This window comes from Aliidiomarina haloalkalitolerans, assembly GCF_003987315.1.
In the GTDB taxonomy this organism is placed as follows: Bacteria; Pseudomonadota; Gammaproteobacteria; order Enterobacterales; family Alteromonadaceae; genus Aliidiomarina; species Aliidiomarina haloalkalitolerans.
In genome coordinates this window covers 65218-83110 of the sequence record NZ_PIPI01000005.1, presented here as the reverse complement: position 1 = coordinate 83110, position 17893 = coordinate 65218, and the positions used below count along the sequence as shown (strand labels likewise).

Here is a 17893-nt window from a genome sequence, read left to right as displayed (position 1 = left end):
TTATAAAAAGGATTCTCGTGTGACAGAAATTCTCCAAGTCTGGCCCTGGTTCGGTTGGGTATTCGCGCTGTTGATTGGCTTGTGTTTTGGTAGTTTTGCTAACGTTGTCATCGCGCGCTTGCCGGTGATGATGCAAGCCCAATGGCGGCGCGACTGCGCTGAGCTAACTGGGGCTGAGCTAACTGGGGCTGAGCTGGCGGGATCAGAGTCAACCGGCGCTGAAACCAAGAGCGCCAAGGCAAACAAGGACGCATCGGCAAAAAGCGAACCACAAACCTTCAACCTTGCCCAGCCCGCTTCACAATGCCCCACATGCCAAACACCAATTCGTTGGTACGATAATGTGCCGTTGCTCAGTTATGCGCTGCTGCGTGGGCGCTGTCGTAGCTGCAACACCTCAATCTCAATTCGTTATCCGTTAGTCGAGCTATTCACGGCAGCTCTCACCGCAGTCACCATTTATACATTCGGGTTCAACGCACTCGGTTGGAGTTACGCGCTATTTATTTACGTGTTGCTCATTCTAACCTTGATCGACCGCGACCATATGTTGCTACCCGATCAACTCACCTTACCGCTGCTCTGGTTCGGATTAATCGGTAGTATTTTCTGGTTACCGGTTAGCCCACAAGACGCAATTATCGGTGCCACCGCCGGCTACTTATTCTTATGGTCGGTCTTTTGGTTGTTCAAGATATTTACCGGTAAAGAGGGTATGGGCTACGGCGATTTTAAATTGCTTGCCGCACTGGGTGCTTGGCTCGGTTGGCAACATCTACCGCTGATTATTTTACTCTCGTCGGTTGTCGGTGCGGTGTATGGCATTGGCCAAATACTACAGCGCAACAGTAGCAGCAGCCAACCCATGCCATTCGGGCCATTTTTAGCCATTGCCGGAGGCATCAGCCTGTATTTCAGTGAACCCATTTATCGTTGGTACTGGAGCATCGCCCTCGGATGAGCACACCCACTCAATCGCAAACAAAGAAAGAACCTTGGATACTGGGCGTCACCGGCGGTATCGGGTCAGGCAAAAGTACCGCAACAGAGCGATTTGCCGCGCATGGCATTGTGGTCGTTGACGCCGATGAAGTAGCTCGCCAAGTCGTTGCACCGGGCTCGGATGTGCTTGCCAAAATCGCTAAACAGTTTGGTCCACGCGTGTTGACGCAGGATGGCAGTCTCAATCGCGCCGAGCTCCGTCAGATCATTTTTGCGGATCCTGAGGCCAAAGCTTGGCTCAACCAACTCATGCATCCGGCAATTCGCAGCGAAATGCTGCAACAGCTGCAAGCCGCCACGTCACCGTATGTCATTCTGTCAGCCCCCTTGCTGCTTGAGAATGGACTCGAGCAATATTGCCAGCGTGTATTAGTCATTGATGTTGCCGAATCGGTGCAGCGCGAGCGTACGCAAGCGCGCGACCAAGTCAGCAGTGAGCAAGTCAATGCTATTTTGGCCTCACAACTCAATCGCGAACAGCGCGTTGCGAAAGCTGACGATATCGTTGATAACAGTGGCAGTGTTCGCGACCTCCAAGAAAAAATCGATCGCTTGCACGAATATTACTTAAGGATTGCCTTATCTGCGTGAGTCGGTATCATGACGCTGAGTGCACATTAAGAACAACGGATCATGGACTTTAAAACCTACGAGCACCCGCTTGAAGAAAAAATTCGCGTCTATCTGCGTATAGAAGCTTTGTTGCGGCAAATTAAAAGCGCTGCGACAGCTATTGACGCAACCTCCTACCCGTTATTTTTTGGTGGTCTGTTTAACCTACTCGACTTACTCGACCGCACCGACACGCGTGCCGATCTGATCAAAGATCTAGAACGCCGTGAAGGGCGTCTAATGGCCTACTTTAATCACCCTGCGGTGAATCAGCATCGCTTACAAGAAGTGCATCAAGAGTTACGCAAGCTATTACAAGCGCTTTGCGAAGGCCACAAATTTGGCTACGCATTGCGTGAACATCGCATGTTAGCCAACGTTCGCCAACGCATGGGTCTGATGGGCGGTCAATGCCACCACGAATTGCCTGACTTGCAGTTCTGGTTGCAGCAAGACACCGCACAGCGCCAAGCCGACGCCAATGCCTGGCTTGAACAACTTACGGTTTTACACGACGCTTTAGCGATGGAACTGAAAATGTTACGCGAACAAGGTAGTTTTGAACAACTTGAGGCGGAAAATGGCAGTTGGCAAGCGAATGCTGATAAACTTGCACTGCTGCGCTTACGCGTGCCGAATGAGTATGCGGTGTATCCACTGATTAGCGGCCATCGTCAGCGCTATAATATTCGTTTTATGCAAGCGGACAGTCAGGAACGCGTGCCGTATCAAGACACTGTGGTCTTTGCCCTCGCCCGCTGCACTAATTAATTCACCCGTTTTACCCGAGTAGAGGTTTGTGTGTCTAGTCGTCAGTCCCCCATGACCGTCCAATGTCCAACCTGCGACAAGCCTGTCGCGTGGACACCTGAAGCGAAGTTTAAACCTTTTTGTAGTGAGCGCTGTAAGCTGATCGATCTCGGTGAGTGGGCAGCTGAAGAGAAACGTATTGCCGGTGAGCCATTACCACCCACCGCCAATGAACATGAAGAGAATTATTGATTTTTGGCTATGCCGTTTAACGAGCGAATCGTTAACCAACTAAAAGCGCCACCGTAGCGGCCACAATCGGTTCGTTGGCCGCTGGGAACTCTAAGGTTTGCAGTTGTTCGGCATCGACCCATTGCCAAGGTTGTCCCTCGTTGGCGCGAATCTCACCCGTGTGCATAGCGACATGCCAGATATCGAGGCGCACAGCTTTATCACCGTAGTCATGCACAACTTCCAACATGGGTTCTGCGCTTTCAACTGTGACGTTCAGCTCTTCTTTCAGCTCACGTGCCAACGCTGTGCGCACATCTTCGTGCGCTTCAACCTTACCACCGGGAAATTCCCACAAACCACCTTGGTGCTGATGGTCAGCACGGCGACTCACTAAAACGCAATCGCCGCGGGTGATAACACCCACGGCGACATGTACTGGATTAACTGCCGACATACTTAAGCGAGCTTACCGTGGCAGTGCTTGTACTTTTTGCCCGAACCGCATGGGCATGGGTCGTTTCGACCGACTTTTTCGCCATCACGCACCAACGGCTGTCCACTTGCACCAGCGCCAACACCGGCTGGTGCCGCGCCTGTGGCTGAAGGCGCACTCTCGTGCTGATACTGCTTCGGAGCTGAGTCTTTCTGACGACGCTGAGCTTCCATTTCCTCAACATCTTCTTCGGCCCGCACCCGCACTTTACTTAGAATGCTAATGACATCGACCTTCAGCGCTTCCAGCATATCCATAAACAAGTCATAGGCTTCACGCTTATATTCTTGTTTCGGGTTTTTGTTGGCATAACCGCGCAAGTGAATCCCTTGACGCAGATGATCCATCGCCGCTAAGTGCTCTTTCCAATGTTGGTCAAGGCTTTGCAGCATGACTGCTTTTTCAAAATGACGCAGAACTTGCTCGCCCACTTGTTGTTCTTTCTCGCCGTACGCTTTCACCGCTTCTTCAACAATGCGTTCACGGAGAATTTCTTCAAACAGTTTGTCGTCTGAGTCTAACCATTGCTGGATTGGCAAATGTAAGTCGAAGTCAGCGCGCAGACGATCTTCAAGCCCTTCGATGTTCCACATTTCTTCCAGTGACTGAGGTGGAATGTACTCGTCGATTACGCGATTAATCACGTCTTCACGAATTACCGCAATGGTGTCTTTAATGTCTTTGCCGTCAAGCAGGTCATTCCGCTGCTCGTAAACCACTTTCCGTTGGTCGTTGGCAACATCATCATACTCAAGTAATTGCTTACGAATATCGAAGTTACGACCTTCAACCTTACGTTGCGCGTTCTCAATTGCTTTGGTAACCCAAGGATGCTCAATCGCTTCGCCTTCTTTCATACCAAGGCGCTTCATCATTGCCGCCATGCGGTCCGAGGCGAAAATACGCATGAGTGAGTCTTCGAGTGACAAATAGAAACGTGACGAACCCGGGTCACCCTGACGACCCGCACGACCACGTAACTGGTTGTCGATTCGGCGTGACTCATGACGCTCGGTACCGACGATATGCAAACCACCAGCGGCGATTACTTCGGCGTGACGTTTCTTCCAGTCTTCGCGAATCTTCTTAATTTGCTCTTCCGTTGGGTTTTCTAAATCGGCGATTTCAGTTTGCCAGTTACCACCGAGCATAATATCGGTACCACGACCGGCCATGTTGGTGGCAATGGTGACCGAGCCAGCTTGACCTGCTTGGGCAATAATCTGTGCTTCTTGAGCATGGAATTTAGCGTTCAAAACTTGGTGCTTAATTTTCTCTTTCTTCAGCAACTTAGACACAAGTTCTGAGCTCTCGATTGAGCTGGTACCGACCAACACCGGTCGGCCAGCGTCACGCTGCTCACGAATATCTTCAATAATCGCTTTGTATTTTTCTGCAGCGGTTAAGAAGATTAAGTCTGGCATATCGTCCCGAACCATTGGCTTGTTGGTTGGAACCACGACCGTTTCAAGACCGTAAATTGATTGGAACTCGAATGCTTCAGTGTCGGCCGTACCGGTCATACCTGCTAGCTTCTCGTATAAACGGAAGTAGTTCTGGAAGGTAATTGACGCTAACGTTTGGTTTTCGTTTTGAATTGGCACGCCTTCTTTGGCTTCTACCGCTTGGTGCAAGCCTTCTGACCAACGGCGGCCTTCCATTGTCCGACCCGTATGTTCGTCAACAATGACGATCTGATCATCTTTGACAATGTAGTCAACGTCCCGATGGAATAAATGATGCGCGCGCAAGGCCGCGTTCACATGGTGCAGCAAAGAAATATTCGCCGGCGAGTACAGCGAGGCGTCTTCGTCAAGCAAGCCATTCTCTTTCAGAATTGCTTCAATATGCTCTTGACCATGTTCAGTTAAATACAACTGACGCGCTTTCTCATCAATGGTGTAATCGCCTAGTTCAGCGCCTTCTTCACCTTTACCATCTTCATGGGCTTGGCGAATCAGTTGCGGCACCAGCGTGTTGATACGCATGTACAGCTCTGACGAGTCTTCCGCTGGACCTGAAATAATCAATGGTGTCCGTGCTTCGTCAATTAGGATCGAGTCGACCTCGTCCACAATTGCATAGTGCAGGTCACGTTGAACGCGATCTTCAGGCGTAAACGCCATGTTGTCGCGCAAGTAGTCGAAACCAAACTCATTGTTTGTACCGTACAGGATGTCACAGGCGTAGTTTTCTTTCTTTTCTTTCGGGTGCATGCCAGCAACGTTAATGCCGACTTTCATGCCTAAGAACTCAAAGAACGGACGGCTCCAGTCGGCATCACGACGAGCTAGGTAGTCGTTCACGGTAATAATGTGCACGCCACGGCCAGTTAAGGCGTTCAGGTAAGCCGGCAGGGTTGCCGTTAAGGTTTTACCTTCACCCGTACGCATTTCCGAGATACGGTGTTCATTGAGGATCATGCCACCAATCAACTGCACGTCGAACGGGCGCATTTCAAAAATTCGCTTACTCGCTTCACGCGCAACTGCAAACGCTTCAACAAGGAGGTCGTCAATAGTCTCCCCGTTCGCTAAACGCTCTTTAAACTCAGCTGTTTTCGCTTGTAATTGTTCATCACTTAACTGCTCGTATTCGGCTTCTAGGGCGTTAATTTGATCAACACGCTTCCGGGCTGCACGAATAATACGATCGTTCCGACTACCAAACATTCGTTTAAAGAGACTACCAAACATGTTTTTACTAATTCCTGTACCAAAAAATTCTGCTGACGGAAAAATAAACGGCACCGCTACGGTGCCGGTATTTACGACTCACCGTGATTATTCGCCAGGTGCTTCGCGAAACACATACTTAGACGGATTCACTTGGCGACCGTTTTCAAGCACTTCATAATGCACGTGCGGGCCAGTTGAGCGTCCGAGGTTACCGACACTAGCAATTACTTGCCCTCGTGTCACGACATCTCCAACCCGCACGTCGATCGATTTCATGTGACCATAACGAGTGCGTAAACCTGCACCGTGGTCAATTTCAATTAAATTACCATAGCCTGAGCGGGCGCCTGCAAACGTCACAATACCAGCACCCGTGGCATGGATTGGCGTGCCTTCCGGTGCGGCAAAGTCAATACCGCGATGCATGGTTGGGTTGCCATTAAATGGGTCACGACGGACACCAAACTGAGAAGACAACCAGCCTTCATTGATCGGACGACCGGCAACGAACCGCTCTTCTTCGATATGGTGATGAAGCATGACACTTTCAAGGAGGCGAAGCTGTTTTTGGCGAATTTCTAATTTTTCCAAAATGCCATCAAGTTCCGACAGCAATGGATGATCACTTAACAATGGCCATTCCGGCAATGGTTGGTCGGGACCACCAATCGGTAACGGTGAACTAAAATCGAAGTCGCTGTGCTCGAGTTGCGCTTCGGCAACGAGTCGCTGACCGAGGGCTTCTAAACGCATGATTTGCGCTTGCAGTTCACCCACTTTCATTGCCATTGCGGTAAGCTCGCGCTGCGTCCGTTCCCGCACGTCTTGCACTAACTCCGACTGCATGGCTAGGTTGCGCTGCTCTTGCTGCACACGTTCTTGATTCACTAACGCATCAAATGACAGTCCCTGCCATGGCTGTACAATGGCCAGCGATAAAAACGCCGCAATCCCAGCAAAAGAAAGCATGCGCCGCTTGCTTATCTGCAGTTTAAAGCGTACTTTTTTACCTTGATATTCGATTGCTAAACTCATGTACGTTCCGAGTAACTAAATTAAATTATGCTAAAGCGACCACCCAAGAGTGTCCAAGTCCTGCTACAAAAAGGACCGCTGGCCCAACTCAATGAGCAACATCATCGCCAAGTTAACTTACAAAATTTGTGGTGCGAAGCAGTGCCTGCTGATCTAGCTGTCAACTCGCGCTGCTTAGCCATTCAAGGGCAAACCCTAATTGTCTATGTTCGGAGCGGCGCTTGGGCCACTCGTGTTCGGTTACTACAACCTAAAATTATTCAAATTTTTCAAGCGGCTACTAAAACTACGCTGCGTAGTTTAGAGATAAAAGTTAAGCCGTCCTTGCAGTAGCACCGAATCTCAACGTCTAAAATAAGCCTGTTCGACAGAATGCGCAACTTTTCTGTCCGATTTAACGCAAAAAGGCCGCTAGTCAATTAGCGGCCTTTGCTGGTCTTAAGCCAGTACAGGGCTGAGGTAACTAATGGGTGCCTCTGCACTTTGCTCTTCGAACGTGGCGAACTCCCAAGCCTCTTGGTGTTGCATCAGCGCAACCAAAAGCTTGTTGTTCAGCGCATGTCCTGACTTGAATGCGCGTAAATGGCCAAGAATACTATGCCCAGCCATATACAAATCGCCGACTGCGTCGAGGATTTTGTGTTTCACAAACTCGTCGTCGTAACGTAAACCGTCGCTATTTAAGACGCGGAATTCGTCAAGCACCACGGCGTTGTCGAAACCACCACCGAGCGCTAAATTATTGGCGCGCAAGTATTCAATGTCTTTCATAAAACCAAACGTCCGGGCGCGACTAATGTCGCGAATAAACGATTGGCTGCTGAAGTCCATTGACACCACTTGATTGGTATCAGCAATTGCTGGGTGGTCGAAATCGATGGCGAAGTCGATTTTAAAGCCGTCGTGGGGTAACAGTTCGGCCCATTTATCACCTTCTTCGACACGAATAGGCTGCTTCACTTTAATGAAGCGCTTGGCTTTCCCCTGCTCTTGAATGCCAGCTGACTGCAGCAAGTAAATAAACGGGTGCGAACTGCCATCCATAATTGGGATTTCGTGCGAGTCCACTTCGACATACAAGTTGTCGATACCCATACCTGCCACCGCTGCAAGCAAGTGTTCGACCGTCGAAATGCGAATATTGTCGTCGTTAATCAGACAAGTACACATGCGCGTGTCTTTCACTAGCTCAGGAGAAGCTTTGATTTCAACCATTGGATTCAAATCGGTGCGACGAAATACAATACCGGTATCCGGCGCAGCAGGACGCAGCACCAAGTTTACCTTGTTGCCTTTGTGCAAGCCCACACCAGTGGTTGCTATCATCTGCTTGATTGTACGTTGCTTAACCATACTGAATCCTCCCTCAGCGTATTTACTTTCGCCCGCAGATTCCTTCTGTCAGGCCCATAAATTCTTTATTTGCCCCCGACTAGTACGAAAACCATTCCGTTTTCGTTGCCACTAGCCCACGGGTAAATGGGGGCGAATTATAGCAATTGCTAATACTATCGTCAATAACTGGACTGATCAGTTCAGTCAGTCACAGACGCCTCAGTTAAGTCAGTCACAGACGCCTCAGTTAAGTCAGCCAAAAGCGTCTCAGTCAAGTCAGCCGCAGGCGCCGAGCTACAACTCGGCTGCCGCTAGCCAAACTTGAGCGTCAGCGCCTTAGTCAGCTTGGCGTCGCAAGAATGCAGGAATATCCAGAATATCTGGTTCCGCTTGCTTGCGCGTCACTGGCCGCTCTTCTAACTCGAAATCGACTTCTTCTTCGAATTTTGGCGCTGTGGCTTGACGACCATAGCTTGGGCTCGTTGTTGGACGGCTCGGCGCGACTAAGTCAGGCTTCTTGTCCACTAACGAGATATCCGGCTTTCGCTCGGCACCAATACCCGTTGCAACGACGGTCACCCGCATTTCGTCCGACATTTCCATATCGATAACCGTACCCACAATCACCGTTGCATTCTCTGAAGCGAACGAGCGAATCACGCTACCAACCGTTTCGAATTCATCGATACCCATGTCCATGCCCGCGGTAACGTTAACCAACACGCCACGTGCACCTGACAAGTCGATGTCTTCTAACAATGGGCTATTAATCGCCATTTGCGCTGCTTCTTGCGCGCGATCTGGGCCACTTGCGACACCGGTACCCATCATGGCGGTACCCATTTCACGCATAACCGCTTGCACGTCAGCAAAGTCGACGTTAATCAGACCCTGACGAGTGATTAGCTCAGCAATACCTTGCACTGCGCCAAGTAACACATTGTTTGCCGCGCCAAACGCGTCCAACAGTGATGTGCCTTTACCCAGTACTTTCAACAGTTTTTCATTGGGAATGGTAATCAATGAGTCAACGTGTTGTGCCAGCTGTGCAATCCCTTCTTCGGCGGCAGCCATACGCTTTTTGCCTTCGAATGGGAATGGCTTGGTCACCACCGCAATGGTCAAAATGCCAAGTTCTTTGGCAATTTCAGCAACAACTGGTGCGGCACCGGTACCGGTACCACCACCCATACCGGCGGCAATGAAAATCATGTCTGCGCCTTCTAACTGCCGAGCGATTTCTTCACGATTTTCTTCCGCTGCAATGCGACCCACTTCTGGGTTAGCGCCAGCACCTAAACCTTTGGTGATTTCGTTGCCCAGTTGAATGAGCACGTCGGCATCATGCTTACGTAATGCTTGTGCATCGGTGTTGGCAGCAAGGAATTTAACCCCTTCAATTGACTGCGCAACCATGTGTTGAACGGCGTTGCCGCCGCCTCCGCCTACGCCAATGACCTTGATCACTGCGTCTGCTTCAAAATTATCCATAACTTCAAACGTTTGCATAATAGTTACCTCTCCACTTACCCGTATTTTCCGTTGTTACCCCATAAAAATCAAAATCTTATTACTTTTTTCTAAAATTCACCCCGGAACCAGCTTTGAATGCGCTGAATCCAGTGTGGTTTTTGACTTCGTTGTCGTTCTTCTTGCTGCTCGTTCAGGTCTAACTGACCGAAACGCAACAAGCCAATGCTCGTGGCATAGGTCGGGTCGCTGACATAGTCACTCAACCCTTGAATGCCAATCGGTGTTCCCAACCGCACTGGCATTTGAAAAATCTCTTCGGCGAATTCAATAGCGCCTTCCATTTTTGCTGTTCCACCGGTTAAGACGACACCCGCTGCAATTTGTTCTTCTAAACCGCTGCCGTAGATCTGATCCCGTACCAGCTCAAAAAGTTCCTGATAACGCGGTTCAACAACTTCCGCCAAGGTATGGCGCGACATCGAACGCGCCGGACGACCACCGACCGAAGGCACTTCGATGTTGTCTTCCATGCTAACCATTTGTCGCAAAGCGCAGGCATATTGCACTTTAATCTCTTCCGCATGGCTTAATGGCGTGCGGAAAATCTTCGCGATGTCATTCGTTACCTGATTACCCGCCACTGGAATAACCGCGGTATGACGCAAGACACCGCCAGCAAAAATACTAATGTCGATGGTGCCTGCGCCCATATCGACGAGTGCAACGCCAAGCTCTTTCTCATCTTCGGTCAGTACCGCAAGGCTTGAAGCCAGCGCCGAGAACACCAAGCGCTCAACTTTCAAGTCGCAGCGCTCCACCGCTTTGACAATATTGCGTGCCATGTCATTGGCACAGGTGATCATGTGCACCCGCGCTTCCATCCGCACGCCCGACATGCCGACTGGGCTTTTAATGCTTTCTTGTGAATCAATCACAAACTCTTGAGGTAGCACGTGCAAAATACGGCGCTCTTGCGCAACCGGCACTGACTTAGCGGCGTGAATCACGCTATCAACGTCGTCCTGAGTCACTTCGGCGTCGTTAATTGGCACCATGCCATTCTCGTTCTGACAGCTAATGTGGCGACCACTAATGTTTAAGTACACCGCTGACACACGGCAGTCCGCCATCAATTCAGCTTCGTTAACCGCCCGTTGAATCGACTGCACCACGAGGTTGAGGTCGTTGACACCACCTTTATCCATGCCGCGAGCAGCGGTGACACCAACACCAATAACGTTTATGTCACCGTCTGGCAAAATTTCGCCAATCAGCGCAGTCACCTGACTAGTGCCGACATCCAGGCTGACGATCATGTTGTCTGTTTCACTCTTTGCAATCACTGCTGTCTCACTTTCTAGTTAATTGTTTTGGTTGTCTTTCCAGCCTATTGCGATACCGGTGTCGTAACGTAAATCTGCATAAGCAATCGTTTTGTCCGGTTCTTCCGCTGCAATTAGCGGATATAAATCCATAAATCGTTGTACTCGCTCCAGCCGCGCTTCGCGTCCGAGCCTTAATTCAATGCCGTTCTCAAGCCATGCGCTGACGGCAAACCGCTCACTAAGTTCTAACTTCACTAACCGGCTGTCGTACACCCGCAGAACTTCGCTAATGCGCCGAAACTGATTTAATACTTCCTGTTCAGCGTCTTCCGGCCCGGCTAACTTGGGCAAATCGGCCACCTCTTCGGTGATCTCAGCCGCAAACAACTGCCCTTGGTGGTTCATTAACTGCTGCTGATTCCAAATCGCGAACGCTTGCTGTTCAACCAAGTAAATCCGCAGCCGCTGTGGCCACTCTTTGCGTACCGAAGCTGAATACACCCAAGGTATCGCTTCTAAACGCAACCGAATATCATCGACATCAGCGGTGAAAAAACTACCCACTTCACCAGCCAAAATCGCTGTGCGAACGTCATCCTCGGTAATGAACTGCCGCTCGCCTTGAATAATTACGCCGGTGAGTGGGGTTTCTTCTGCATCGGTCAACTTTTCCACCAATGCATAACCACCAACCAGCAATCCGCTTACAATCACCAAGAACAACACAAACCCAATCATGGACTGCCATTGTGCTTGCCGGTCGGCATCTGCCGCCGTTTGCTCGTCCTGCTTCTTTGTGTTGTCCGTCACACCTTAGCGCTCCGCTGCCTCAGTGTTCGCCAATAACTCTGCCGCTGGTAACGTCGTGCTTAGAATCTTCACGACCAGCTCACCAAAACTCATGCCAAGCTGCGCTGCCGCTTTTGGAACTAAGCTCTTTTCCGTCATTCCTGGCACGGTATTCAGTTCTAATAGCTGTAATTCGCCACGACTATTTTCCATCAAGTCGACACGACCCCAGCCTTCTGCGCCAACTGCTGCAAATGCTTCCAGCGCCAAAGCTCGGACTGCTGCTTCCCGGTCGACACTCAAACCAGCCGGACATAAATATTCCGTGGTGTTGTCCTGGTACTTTGCCGCGTAGTCGTAAAAGGCATGCGGGGTTTTCACCCGAATCGCTGGCAACGCTTCGCCAGCAACAATACCCACCGTGTACTCAGGGCCACTCAACCACGTCTCGACCAGCATTTCATGGTCAAAATCCGCTGCTGCTGCCAATGCTGCTGCTAAAGCGTCAGCACTATCAGCCATGGCCATGCCAATGCTGCTGCCTTCGTGGGCTGGTTTAACCATGACCTGGCCACCTAAGTCGGCCAGTAACTGCGCGAAATTAACGTGCTCGCCACGTTTCACCGTGACGGCTTGCGCCGTTGGCAAACCTACTCCACGCCACAATGCTTTCGTACGTCCTTTATCCATCGCAAGGGCACTCGCAAGCACACCACTGCCGGTATACGGCAACCCAAGCATCTCTAGAATGGCTTGTGTTTGACCGTCTTCACCACCACGACCATGCAGGGCGATAAACACGCGCTCCACACCAGTCGCTAATAAGTTCTGCCAACCGCGTTCAGCGGGGTCGTACAAAAATGCATCCACCCCTTGCTCGACCAATGCTTTGTGCACTGCCGCTCCTGAGCGCTGAGACACTTCCCGCTCGGCTGAATCACCACCCGCTAGCACAGCTACTTTGCCAAACTTCATGAGCGCTCCTCAGAACTTGCCGTCATGCGTTGACGATCTAACTGCAAGTCATTTAACAAGCGAGCCAAACTACCCACATTACCGGCGCCTTGGGTTAACACGATGTCCCCTGGTTGAATCACTTCAGCTAAACGCGCAGGCACTTGCGGTACGTCTTTCACATACATGGGGTCGAGCTTGCCACGTTGGCGCAGCGACCGACACAATGAACGACTATCTGCGCCTGGAACTGGGTCTTCACCAGCACTGTAAACTTCCAGCATGATCAAGGTGTCGACTTCACTCAAGACGTCGACAAAATCTTCATACAAATCGCGAGTCCGACTGTAACGGTGCGGTTGGAAGCACATCACCAAACGGCGCTCTGGCCAGCCACTTTTCGCAGCTCGAATGGTCGCCAGCACTTCTGACGGATGGTGACCATAGTCGTCCACTAGCAACACATCGCCATCATCACAGGCAAACGAGCCATATTGCTGGAAGCGACGACCAATACCAGCAAACTTAGCGAGTGCCGCAACAATGGCGCCGTCGTCGATGCCTTCGTCACTGGCCACGGCAATCGCCGCTAGCGCATTCAAAACATTGTGTTGGCCTGGCAAGTTAAGCTCGATATCGAGCGGCTCTTTGCCTTTGCGCAGCACAGTAAAATTACTTTGGTGACCGGTTTGGCTGTAATGAATCGCCCGTACATCGGCGTCTTCGTTAAAGCCATAACTAATAATCTGACGACCAACCCGCGGCAACAAATCGCGGTTCACTGGGTCGTCCGTACACATCACCGCTAAACCGTAAAACGGTAAGTTGTGTAAAAACTCAATATACGTGTCGAGCAAGCGGTTAAAGTCACCTTCATAGGTGTCCATGTGGTCCGCTTCCACGTTCGTGACCACTGCCACCATCGGCTGTAAGTGCAAGAAAGAAGCATCACTTTCGTCAGCTTCAGCAATCAAGAACTTACTATTACCCAAGCGGGCATTGCTGCCGGCACTGGTTAACAAGCCACCAATCACAAACGTCGGGTCGAGCTCTGCTTCGGCAAAAATACTGGCAATTAAGCTCGTTGTTGTAGTTTTTCCGTGGGTACCAGCAATCGCGATACCATGGCGGAAACGCATAAGTTCAGCCAACATTTCCGCTCGGCGCACAATCGGAATAAGTAATTCTTGCGCCGCTAATAATTCTGGGTTGTCGCGCTTAATCGCACTCGACACGACGATCACGCTGGCCGTAGCGACGTGTGCCGCATTATGGCCAATCGCAATTTTCGCACCGAGCTGACGCAAACGCTGGGTATTTGGGTTCTCGGCAATGTCCGAACCGGAAATTTGGTAGCCTTGGTTCAACAAAACTTCGGCAATACCCGCCATACCCGCACCACCAATACCGACAAAATGAATGCGGCGTACCCGACGCATTTCCGGCACGTTCACGATGGTGAATGGTTGGCTTATGGCTTTAGTCATTTTTTTGCTCCGCTTTTACTGCTTTCGGGCTCTTTGGTGTAACCTCTAAAAACTCATTACACACCGCCACGATGTTATCGGTTGCGTGCAATTGTGCGCTATTTCGGGCTGCGCTCGCCATACCTGATAGTCTGTCTGCTTGATTACTCAACAGTTTTAATTCCGCACTTAACCAAGCTGGTGAAAATTCATTCTGACGTACCATCACTGCCGCACCAACAGCGACCAAAACTTGCGCATTTTTCGCTTGATGGTCGTCGACCGCATGCGGGTACGGCACTAAAATTGATGGAACTCCGGCGCAGGCTAATTCAGCAATTGTGAGTGCGCCGGCACGACCGATGACCACGTCGGCCCATGCGTACGCAGCTGCCATGTCTTCAATAAATTCACTCACGTCCACCTGCACGTTTGCTGGCTTATTGTTATAAAGGCTTTGAACCTCGGCAACACGGCCTTTACCGACTTGATGACGCAGAGCAAGGCCCCCACCTTGCCAGTCGGTAATTGCCGCCGGCACGGTTTGGTTGAGGTGGGCTGCCCCCAAGCTGCCACCAACCACCAACACCCGTAGTCCTTCATGAGGTTCTTTGCGAGTTTCCGCTAACGCCTGAATTTCAGCCCGCACCGGATTTCCAACCACAAGAGCTCCCCTAAGCTCACTTTCTGCCTCGGCAAAACCGAGTAAGGTTCGCCGGGCAATCTTATGTAACAGTTTATTGGTGAGACCCGGAACCGCATTTTGCTCGTGAATCACCAAAGGCGTGCCATTACTCCATGCGGCAACACCCGCTGGACCTGCGGTATAACCGCCAAAGCCAAGTACTAAATCAATGTTCCGTTGCCGAATAATTTTCCGTGCTTGCAGTACCGACCGCGTTAAACGCACCGGCGCCGCTAATTTCGTTAATAAACGACCACCGCGCAATCCCGCTTGCGCCATGCCAATAAACTCGAAACCAGCTTGCGGCACCACGCGCGATTCAATGCGCGTTTCGGTACCCAACCAAAGCACTTCGTGACCGTCCGCGCGTAATCGTTCAGCCACTGCCAACGCTGGAAAAACGTGCCCACCAGTTCCACCTGCTGCTATCAGTACACGACTCATGCAGCCTCCCCGGCACCAGCACGGTGACCTTTATGCACCCGCTTCTCGCCTTCTGAACGCAGGAGGCGATAGCCCGTACGCACTTCGTAATCAATCCGCAGCAACAAAGCCATGGCGACCAAGCTAATCAGTAAACTACTGCCACCGTAGCTGACCAGTGGCAAGGTCAAGCCCTTCGTTGGCAGCATGCCTGACGCAGCGCCGATGTTAACGGCTGCTTGAAAGGCAAACCAAATGCCAATTCCTTGCGCCAAGTAACCGGAGAACGGACGTTTTTGGCGCAACGCTCGCTGGCCTAAAAATACCGCTTTCAGCACCAGCAAGAATACCAACACAATGGTGACCGCCACACCTAAGAAACCAAGCTCTTCGCCGATGACTGACAAAATAAAGTCGGTATGCGCTTCAGGTAAGTACTGCAGCTTCTGCAAGCTGTTGCCAAGTCCTTGCCCTAACCAATCGCCGCGGCCAAAGGCCATCAGTGACTGGGTCAACTGATAACCGGTATTAAACGGGTCTTCCCACGGGTTCATAAACGAGGTCACCCGCGCCATCCGATACGGCTCAAAAATAATCAGCAAAATAAACACGGTGACCAAGGTCAGCGCTACCGAGAAAAACTGCACCAAGCGTGCACCTGCAACCCAGAGCATCCCTAACGCCGTGACGCCCAGAACAATCACCGAACCCATGTCGGGCTGCTTCAACAGTAAAATCGCCATGACCCCCATGACAATCAAAGCTTTAATAAAACCTTTCCAGTTGCGACGCAGTTCGTCGTAGCGCCGGTCTAAGTAGCTCGCCATGAAAATGACAAAGAACAGTTTGGCAAATTCAGCCACCTGCAAGGTCATCGGGCCGATGCGAATCCACCGTGTAGCACCGTTGACCGTGGTGCCAATCACCAAAACTAACAACAACATACCAATGGCCAGCACACACAACATGCCGCTGTAAGCTTGCCATTTAGCCACCGGAATCATCATCACGATCACTGCCGCAGCCGAACCGATAAACAAGTAAACCGCATGGCGGGCGACAAAATAAAATGGATTTCCGGTTAAACGTTCGCCCACCGGGATCGAAGCAGACGCCACCATAATGAAGCCAAGCCCCATCAACAGCAGAGCAATCCACAATAGGTGACGGTCGTAAAACTGCATGGTTGAGCCATTCAAGAATGTGCTCAACCGTTGTCGCCACGGTTGTTGTGGGCTAATCTCGAGTTCGAGTTGTGGTTCAGTGGCTCGCATACCACTCCTCCACCGCGGCTCGGAACTTCGCGCCACGCTCTTTGTAGTTACTAAACATGTCGAGACTTGCACAAGCTGGCGACAATAACACCACGCTGCCTTCACTCGCCTGCTGCGCCGCATAAGCAACTGCTTCATTGAGGCTTTGCACAGGCCGCGCACCTGCCTTCAATGCCGCAATTTTGTCACCATCGCGACCAAGCGTAATCAATACATCAACTTGTTCTGCTAATACCGGTGCTAATACTTCTAGGTCGGCACCTTTGGCGTCGCCGCCCATAATCAAAATAAGCTGACCCTGAGTAGCCGGACGGAAACCCGCAATGGCCGCAATTGCTGCCCCGGGATTAGTCGCTTTCGAGTCGTCAATCCATTGCACGCCGTTATAGTCACCAACATACTCGCAACGATGGGGCAACGCGCGGTAACCTGCCAAAGCACTCAAGGCTTCAACGGTCGCAATACCCAGTGCTTGTACTAAAGCGAGAGCGGCTTGAATATTCAACCAATTGTGCACGCCAGCGAGTGGTAAGTCGTTGCAAGCCACCATTTTTTGGTTGTCATAAGTCAACCAAAACTCTTGGCCGACACGGGTTAAACCAAAGCCTTTGGTGACGTCGCTTTGACCAAAACTGACTAAATGTTTGTTACGTGGTGCATGCAGTGGCCGCGTTGCTTCGTCGTCGCGATTCCAAACGCAGGTCGACGCGTGCGCATAAATCCGTTGTTTCGCCCGCGCATAAGCGCGTTCGTCATCGTAGCGGTCAAGATGATCGGAGCTGACATTCAGAATCGTCGCGGCCGCCAATTCAAGGTTTTCGATTAATTCGAGTTGGAAGCTAGACAATTCAATCACATAGCAGTCGTGCTCAGGCGCTGTTGGTAACAAGGCGTCCAATACTGGGGTACCGATATTGCCAACTAGCATTGGCTGCATGCCAGCGTTGCGTAAAATGTGACCACAGAGTTCAGTGACCGTTGATTTGCCGTTTGAACCGGTAATGCCAATCATTGGTTTGGTCGCAAACCAAGCAAACAGTTCGACATCGGATATCATTTCGACACCGGCGTCAGCAGCCATCGCAATTACGCCGTCGCGGCAATCAATGCCTGGGCTGACAATCACAATGTCGCTTTGCAGTAAATGCTCAAGCTGTAACGGCCCGAAATGACTCTCGCAGTAGTCGACTAACTCCGGGGCTTGCTCTAAGCCCGGCGGCTTCTGGCGTGTGTCGAGCAAGACTGGGCGGATGCCTTGGCTGAGAAGGAAACGCGCACACGAAACACCGGTTAGGCCAAAACCTAATACCGATACTGTCTCATACTGTTGTAAACGTTTCGCGCCCATAGTCTTTCCCTAATCCT

17 protein-coding genes are annotated in these 17893 nt (G+C 51.0%); 5 read left to right on the top strand and 12 right to left on the bottom strand.

Going from position 1 to position 17893, the window contains the following annotated elements; all coding sequences use genetic code 11:
* Window positions 1-19: 19 nt before the first annotated feature.
* From CWE06_RS08160 to yacG, 4 genes are read left to right on the top strand one after another with little or no spacing between them, the layout of a single operon-like run.
* Complete coding sequence (locus CWE06_RS08160; RefSeq protein WP_126792987.1) at window positions 20-961, top strand: prepilin peptidase; 942 nt, start codon at window positions 20-22, stop codon at window positions 959-961.
* Window positions 958-1593, top strand: a complete 636-nt coding sequence (gene coaE, locus CWE06_RS08155) for a dephospho-CoA kinase (protein WP_126792985.1) — start codon at window positions 958-960, stop codon at window positions 1591-1593. Before CWE06_RS08160 ends, coaE begins: the two co-directional genes overlap by 4 nt.
* A gap of 42 nt (window positions 1594-1635) precedes the next feature.
* Window positions 1636-2385 carry a cell division protein ZapD gene (gene zapD / locus CWE06_RS08150; RefSeq protein ID WP_126792983.1) on the top strand — a complete coding sequence of 250 codons (750 nt, stop codon included), beginning with the start codon at window positions 1636-1638 and terminating at the stop codon, window positions 2383-2385.
* A gap of 30 nt (window positions 2386-2415) precedes the next feature.
* Complete coding sequence (gene yacG / locus CWE06_RS08145) at window positions 2416-2616, top strand: DNA gyrase inhibitor YacG (RefSeq protein ID WP_420808527.1); 201 nt, start codon at window positions 2416-2418, stop codon at window positions 2614-2616.
* A 31-nt stretch (window positions 2617-2647) separates the two neighbouring features.
* Here the strand turns inward: yacG and CWE06_RS08140 are convergent, their stop codons facing one another.
* From CWE06_RS08140 to CWE06_RS08130, 3 genes are all read right to left on the bottom strand, one after another.
* Window positions 2648-3052: an NUDIX domain-containing protein gene (locus CWE06_RS08140; RefSeq protein WP_126792981.1), complete on the bottom strand. Its 405-nt coding sequence runs from the start codon at window positions 3050-3052 to the stop codon at window positions 2648-2650.
* A 2-nt stretch (window positions 3053-3054) separates the two neighbouring features.
* Window positions 3055-5787, bottom strand: coding sequence for a preprotein translocase subunit SecA (gene secA / locus CWE06_RS08135; RefSeq protein ID WP_126792980.1), 2733 nt, complete (start codon window positions 5785-5787; stop codon window positions 3055-3057).
* A gap of 87 nt (window positions 5788-5874) precedes the next feature.
* Window positions 5875-6804: a M23 family metallopeptidase gene (locus CWE06_RS08130; RefSeq protein WP_126792978.1), complete on the bottom strand. Its 930-nt coding sequence runs from the start codon at window positions 6802-6804 to the stop codon at window positions 5875-5877.
* 27 nt (window positions 6805-6831) lie between these two features.
* On the opposite strand from CWE06_RS08130, the gene CWE06_RS12640 reads away from it, so the two are divergent.
* Entirely contained in the window at window positions 6832-7137 is a 306-nt protein-coding gene (locus CWE06_RS12640; protein ID WP_126792976.1) for a DciA family protein, read from the top strand.
* A 105-nt stretch (window positions 7138-7242) separates the two neighbouring features.
* On the opposite strand, the gene lpxC is transcribed toward CWE06_RS12640, so the two are convergent.
* The 9 genes from lpxC to murD all read right to left on the bottom strand — a co-directional run bounded on the left by lpxC (window position 7243) and on the right by murD (window position 17876).
* The gene (gene lpxC / locus CWE06_RS08120) at window positions 7243-8157 is read right to left on the bottom strand and encodes a UDP-3-O-acyl-N-acetylglucosamine deacetylase (RefSeq protein ID WP_126792974.1); all 915 of its coding nucleotides are present in this window, start codon (window positions 8155-8157) and stop codon (window positions 7243-7245) included.
* Between the two features lie 318 nt (window positions 8158-8475).
* A complete protein-coding gene (gene ftsZ, locus CWE06_RS08115; protein WP_126792972.1) occupies window positions 8476-9648 on the bottom strand; it encodes a cell division protein FtsZ in 1173 nt (390 codons plus the stop codon).
* A gap of 71 nt (window positions 9649-9719) precedes the next feature.
* Window positions 9720-10928 (bottom strand): cell division protein FtsA, encoded by a 1209-nt coding sequence (gene ftsA / locus CWE06_RS08110; protein WP_241972522.1) that lies wholly within the window; start codon window positions 10926-10928, stop codon window positions 9720-9722.
* Between the two features lie 45 nt (window positions 10929-10973).
* A complete protein-coding gene (locus CWE06_RS08105) occupies window positions 10974-11747 on the bottom strand; it encodes a cell division protein FtsQ/DivIB (RefSeq protein ID WP_126792970.1) in 774 nt (257 codons plus the stop codon).
* A 3-nt stretch (window positions 11748-11750) separates the two neighbouring features.
* Window positions 11751-12701, bottom strand: a complete 951-nt coding sequence (locus CWE06_RS08100) for a D-alanine--D-alanine ligase (RefSeq protein ID WP_126792968.1) — start codon at window positions 12699-12701, stop codon at window positions 11751-11753.
* A complete protein-coding gene (murC, locus tag CWE06_RS08095; protein WP_126792966.1) occupies window positions 12698-14167 on the bottom strand; it encodes a UDP-N-acetylmuramate--L-alanine ligase in 1470 nt (489 codons plus the stop codon). The genes CWE06_RS08100 and murC overlap by 4 nt, the downstream gene beginning before the upstream one ends.
* Window positions 14160-15275, bottom strand: a complete 1116-nt coding sequence (murG, locus tag CWE06_RS08090; RefSeq protein ID WP_126792964.1) for an undecaprenyldiphospho-muramoylpentapeptide beta-N-acetylglucosaminyltransferase — start codon at window positions 15273-15275, stop codon at window positions 14160-14162. The genes murC and murG overlap by 8 nt, the downstream gene beginning before the upstream one ends.
* Entirely contained in the window at window positions 15272-16528 is a 1257-nt protein-coding gene (gene ftsW, locus CWE06_RS08085) for a cell division protein FtsW (protein ID WP_126792962.1), read from the bottom strand. Before ftsW ends, murG begins: the two co-directional genes overlap by 4 nt.
* Complete coding sequence (gene murD, locus CWE06_RS08080) at window positions 16515-17876, bottom strand: UDP-N-acetylmuramoyl-L-alanine--D-glutamate ligase (protein WP_126792960.1); 1362 nt, start codon at window positions 17874-17876, stop codon at window positions 16515-16517. Before murD ends, ftsW begins: the two co-directional genes overlap by 14 nt.
* Between the last annotated feature and the right edge of the window lie 17 nt (window positions 17877-17893).

Excerpts from the sequence above, each read along its gene's own strand:
- coaE (WP_126792985.1), top strand. The coding sequence starts at position 958 with ATGAGCACACCCACTCAATCGCAAACAAAGAAAGAACCTTGGATACTG.
- zapD (WP_126792983.1), top strand. The coding sequence starts at position 1,636 with ATGGACTTTAAAACCTACGAGCACCCGCTTGAAGAAAAAATTCGCGTC.
- CWE06_RS08140 (WP_126792981.1), bottom strand. The coding sequence starts at position 3,052 with ATGTCGGCAGTTAATCCAGTACATGTCGCCGTGGGTGTTATCACCCGC.
- secA (WP_126792980.1), bottom strand. The coding sequence starts at position 5,787 with ATGTTTGGTAGTCTCTTTAAACGAATGTTTGGTAGTCGGAACGATCGT.
- CWE06_RS08130 (WP_126792978.1), bottom strand. The coding sequence starts at position 6,804 with ATGAGTTTAGCAATCGAATATCAAGGTAAAAAAGTACGCTTTAAACTG.
- CWE06_RS12640 (WP_126792976.1), top strand. The coding sequence starts at position 6,832 with ATGCTAAAGCGACCACCCAAGAGTGTCCAAGTCCTGCTACAAAAAGGA.
- lpxC (WP_126792974.1), bottom strand. The coding sequence starts at position 8,157 with ATGGTTAAGCAACGTACAATCAAGCAGATGATAGCAACCACTGGTGTG.
- ftsZ (WP_126792972.1), bottom strand. The coding sequence starts at position 9,648 with ATGCAAACGTTTGAAGTTATGGATAATTTTGAAGCAGACGCAGTGATC.
- ftsA (WP_241972522.1), bottom strand. The coding sequence starts at position 10,928 with ATGATCGTCAGCCTGGATGTCGGCACTAGTCAGGTGACTGCGCTGATT.
- CWE06_RS08100 (WP_126792968.1), bottom strand. The coding sequence starts at position 12,701 with ATGAAGTTTGGCAAAGTAGCTGTGCTAGCGGGTGGTGATTCAGCCGAG.
- murC (WP_126792966.1), bottom strand. The coding sequence starts at position 14,167 with ATGACTAAAGCCATAAGCCAACCATTCACCATCGTGAACGTGCCGGAA.
- murG (WP_126792964.1), bottom strand. The coding sequence starts at position 15,275 with ATGAGTCGTGTACTGATAGCAGCAGGTGGAACTGGTGGGCACGTTTTT.
- ftsW (WP_126792962.1), bottom strand. The coding sequence starts at position 16,528 with ATGCGAGCCACTGAACCACAACTCGAACTCGAGATTAGCCCACAACAA.
- murD (WP_126792960.1), bottom strand. The coding sequence starts at position 17,876 with ATGGGCGCGAAACGTTTACAACAGTATGAGACAGTATCGGTATTAGGT.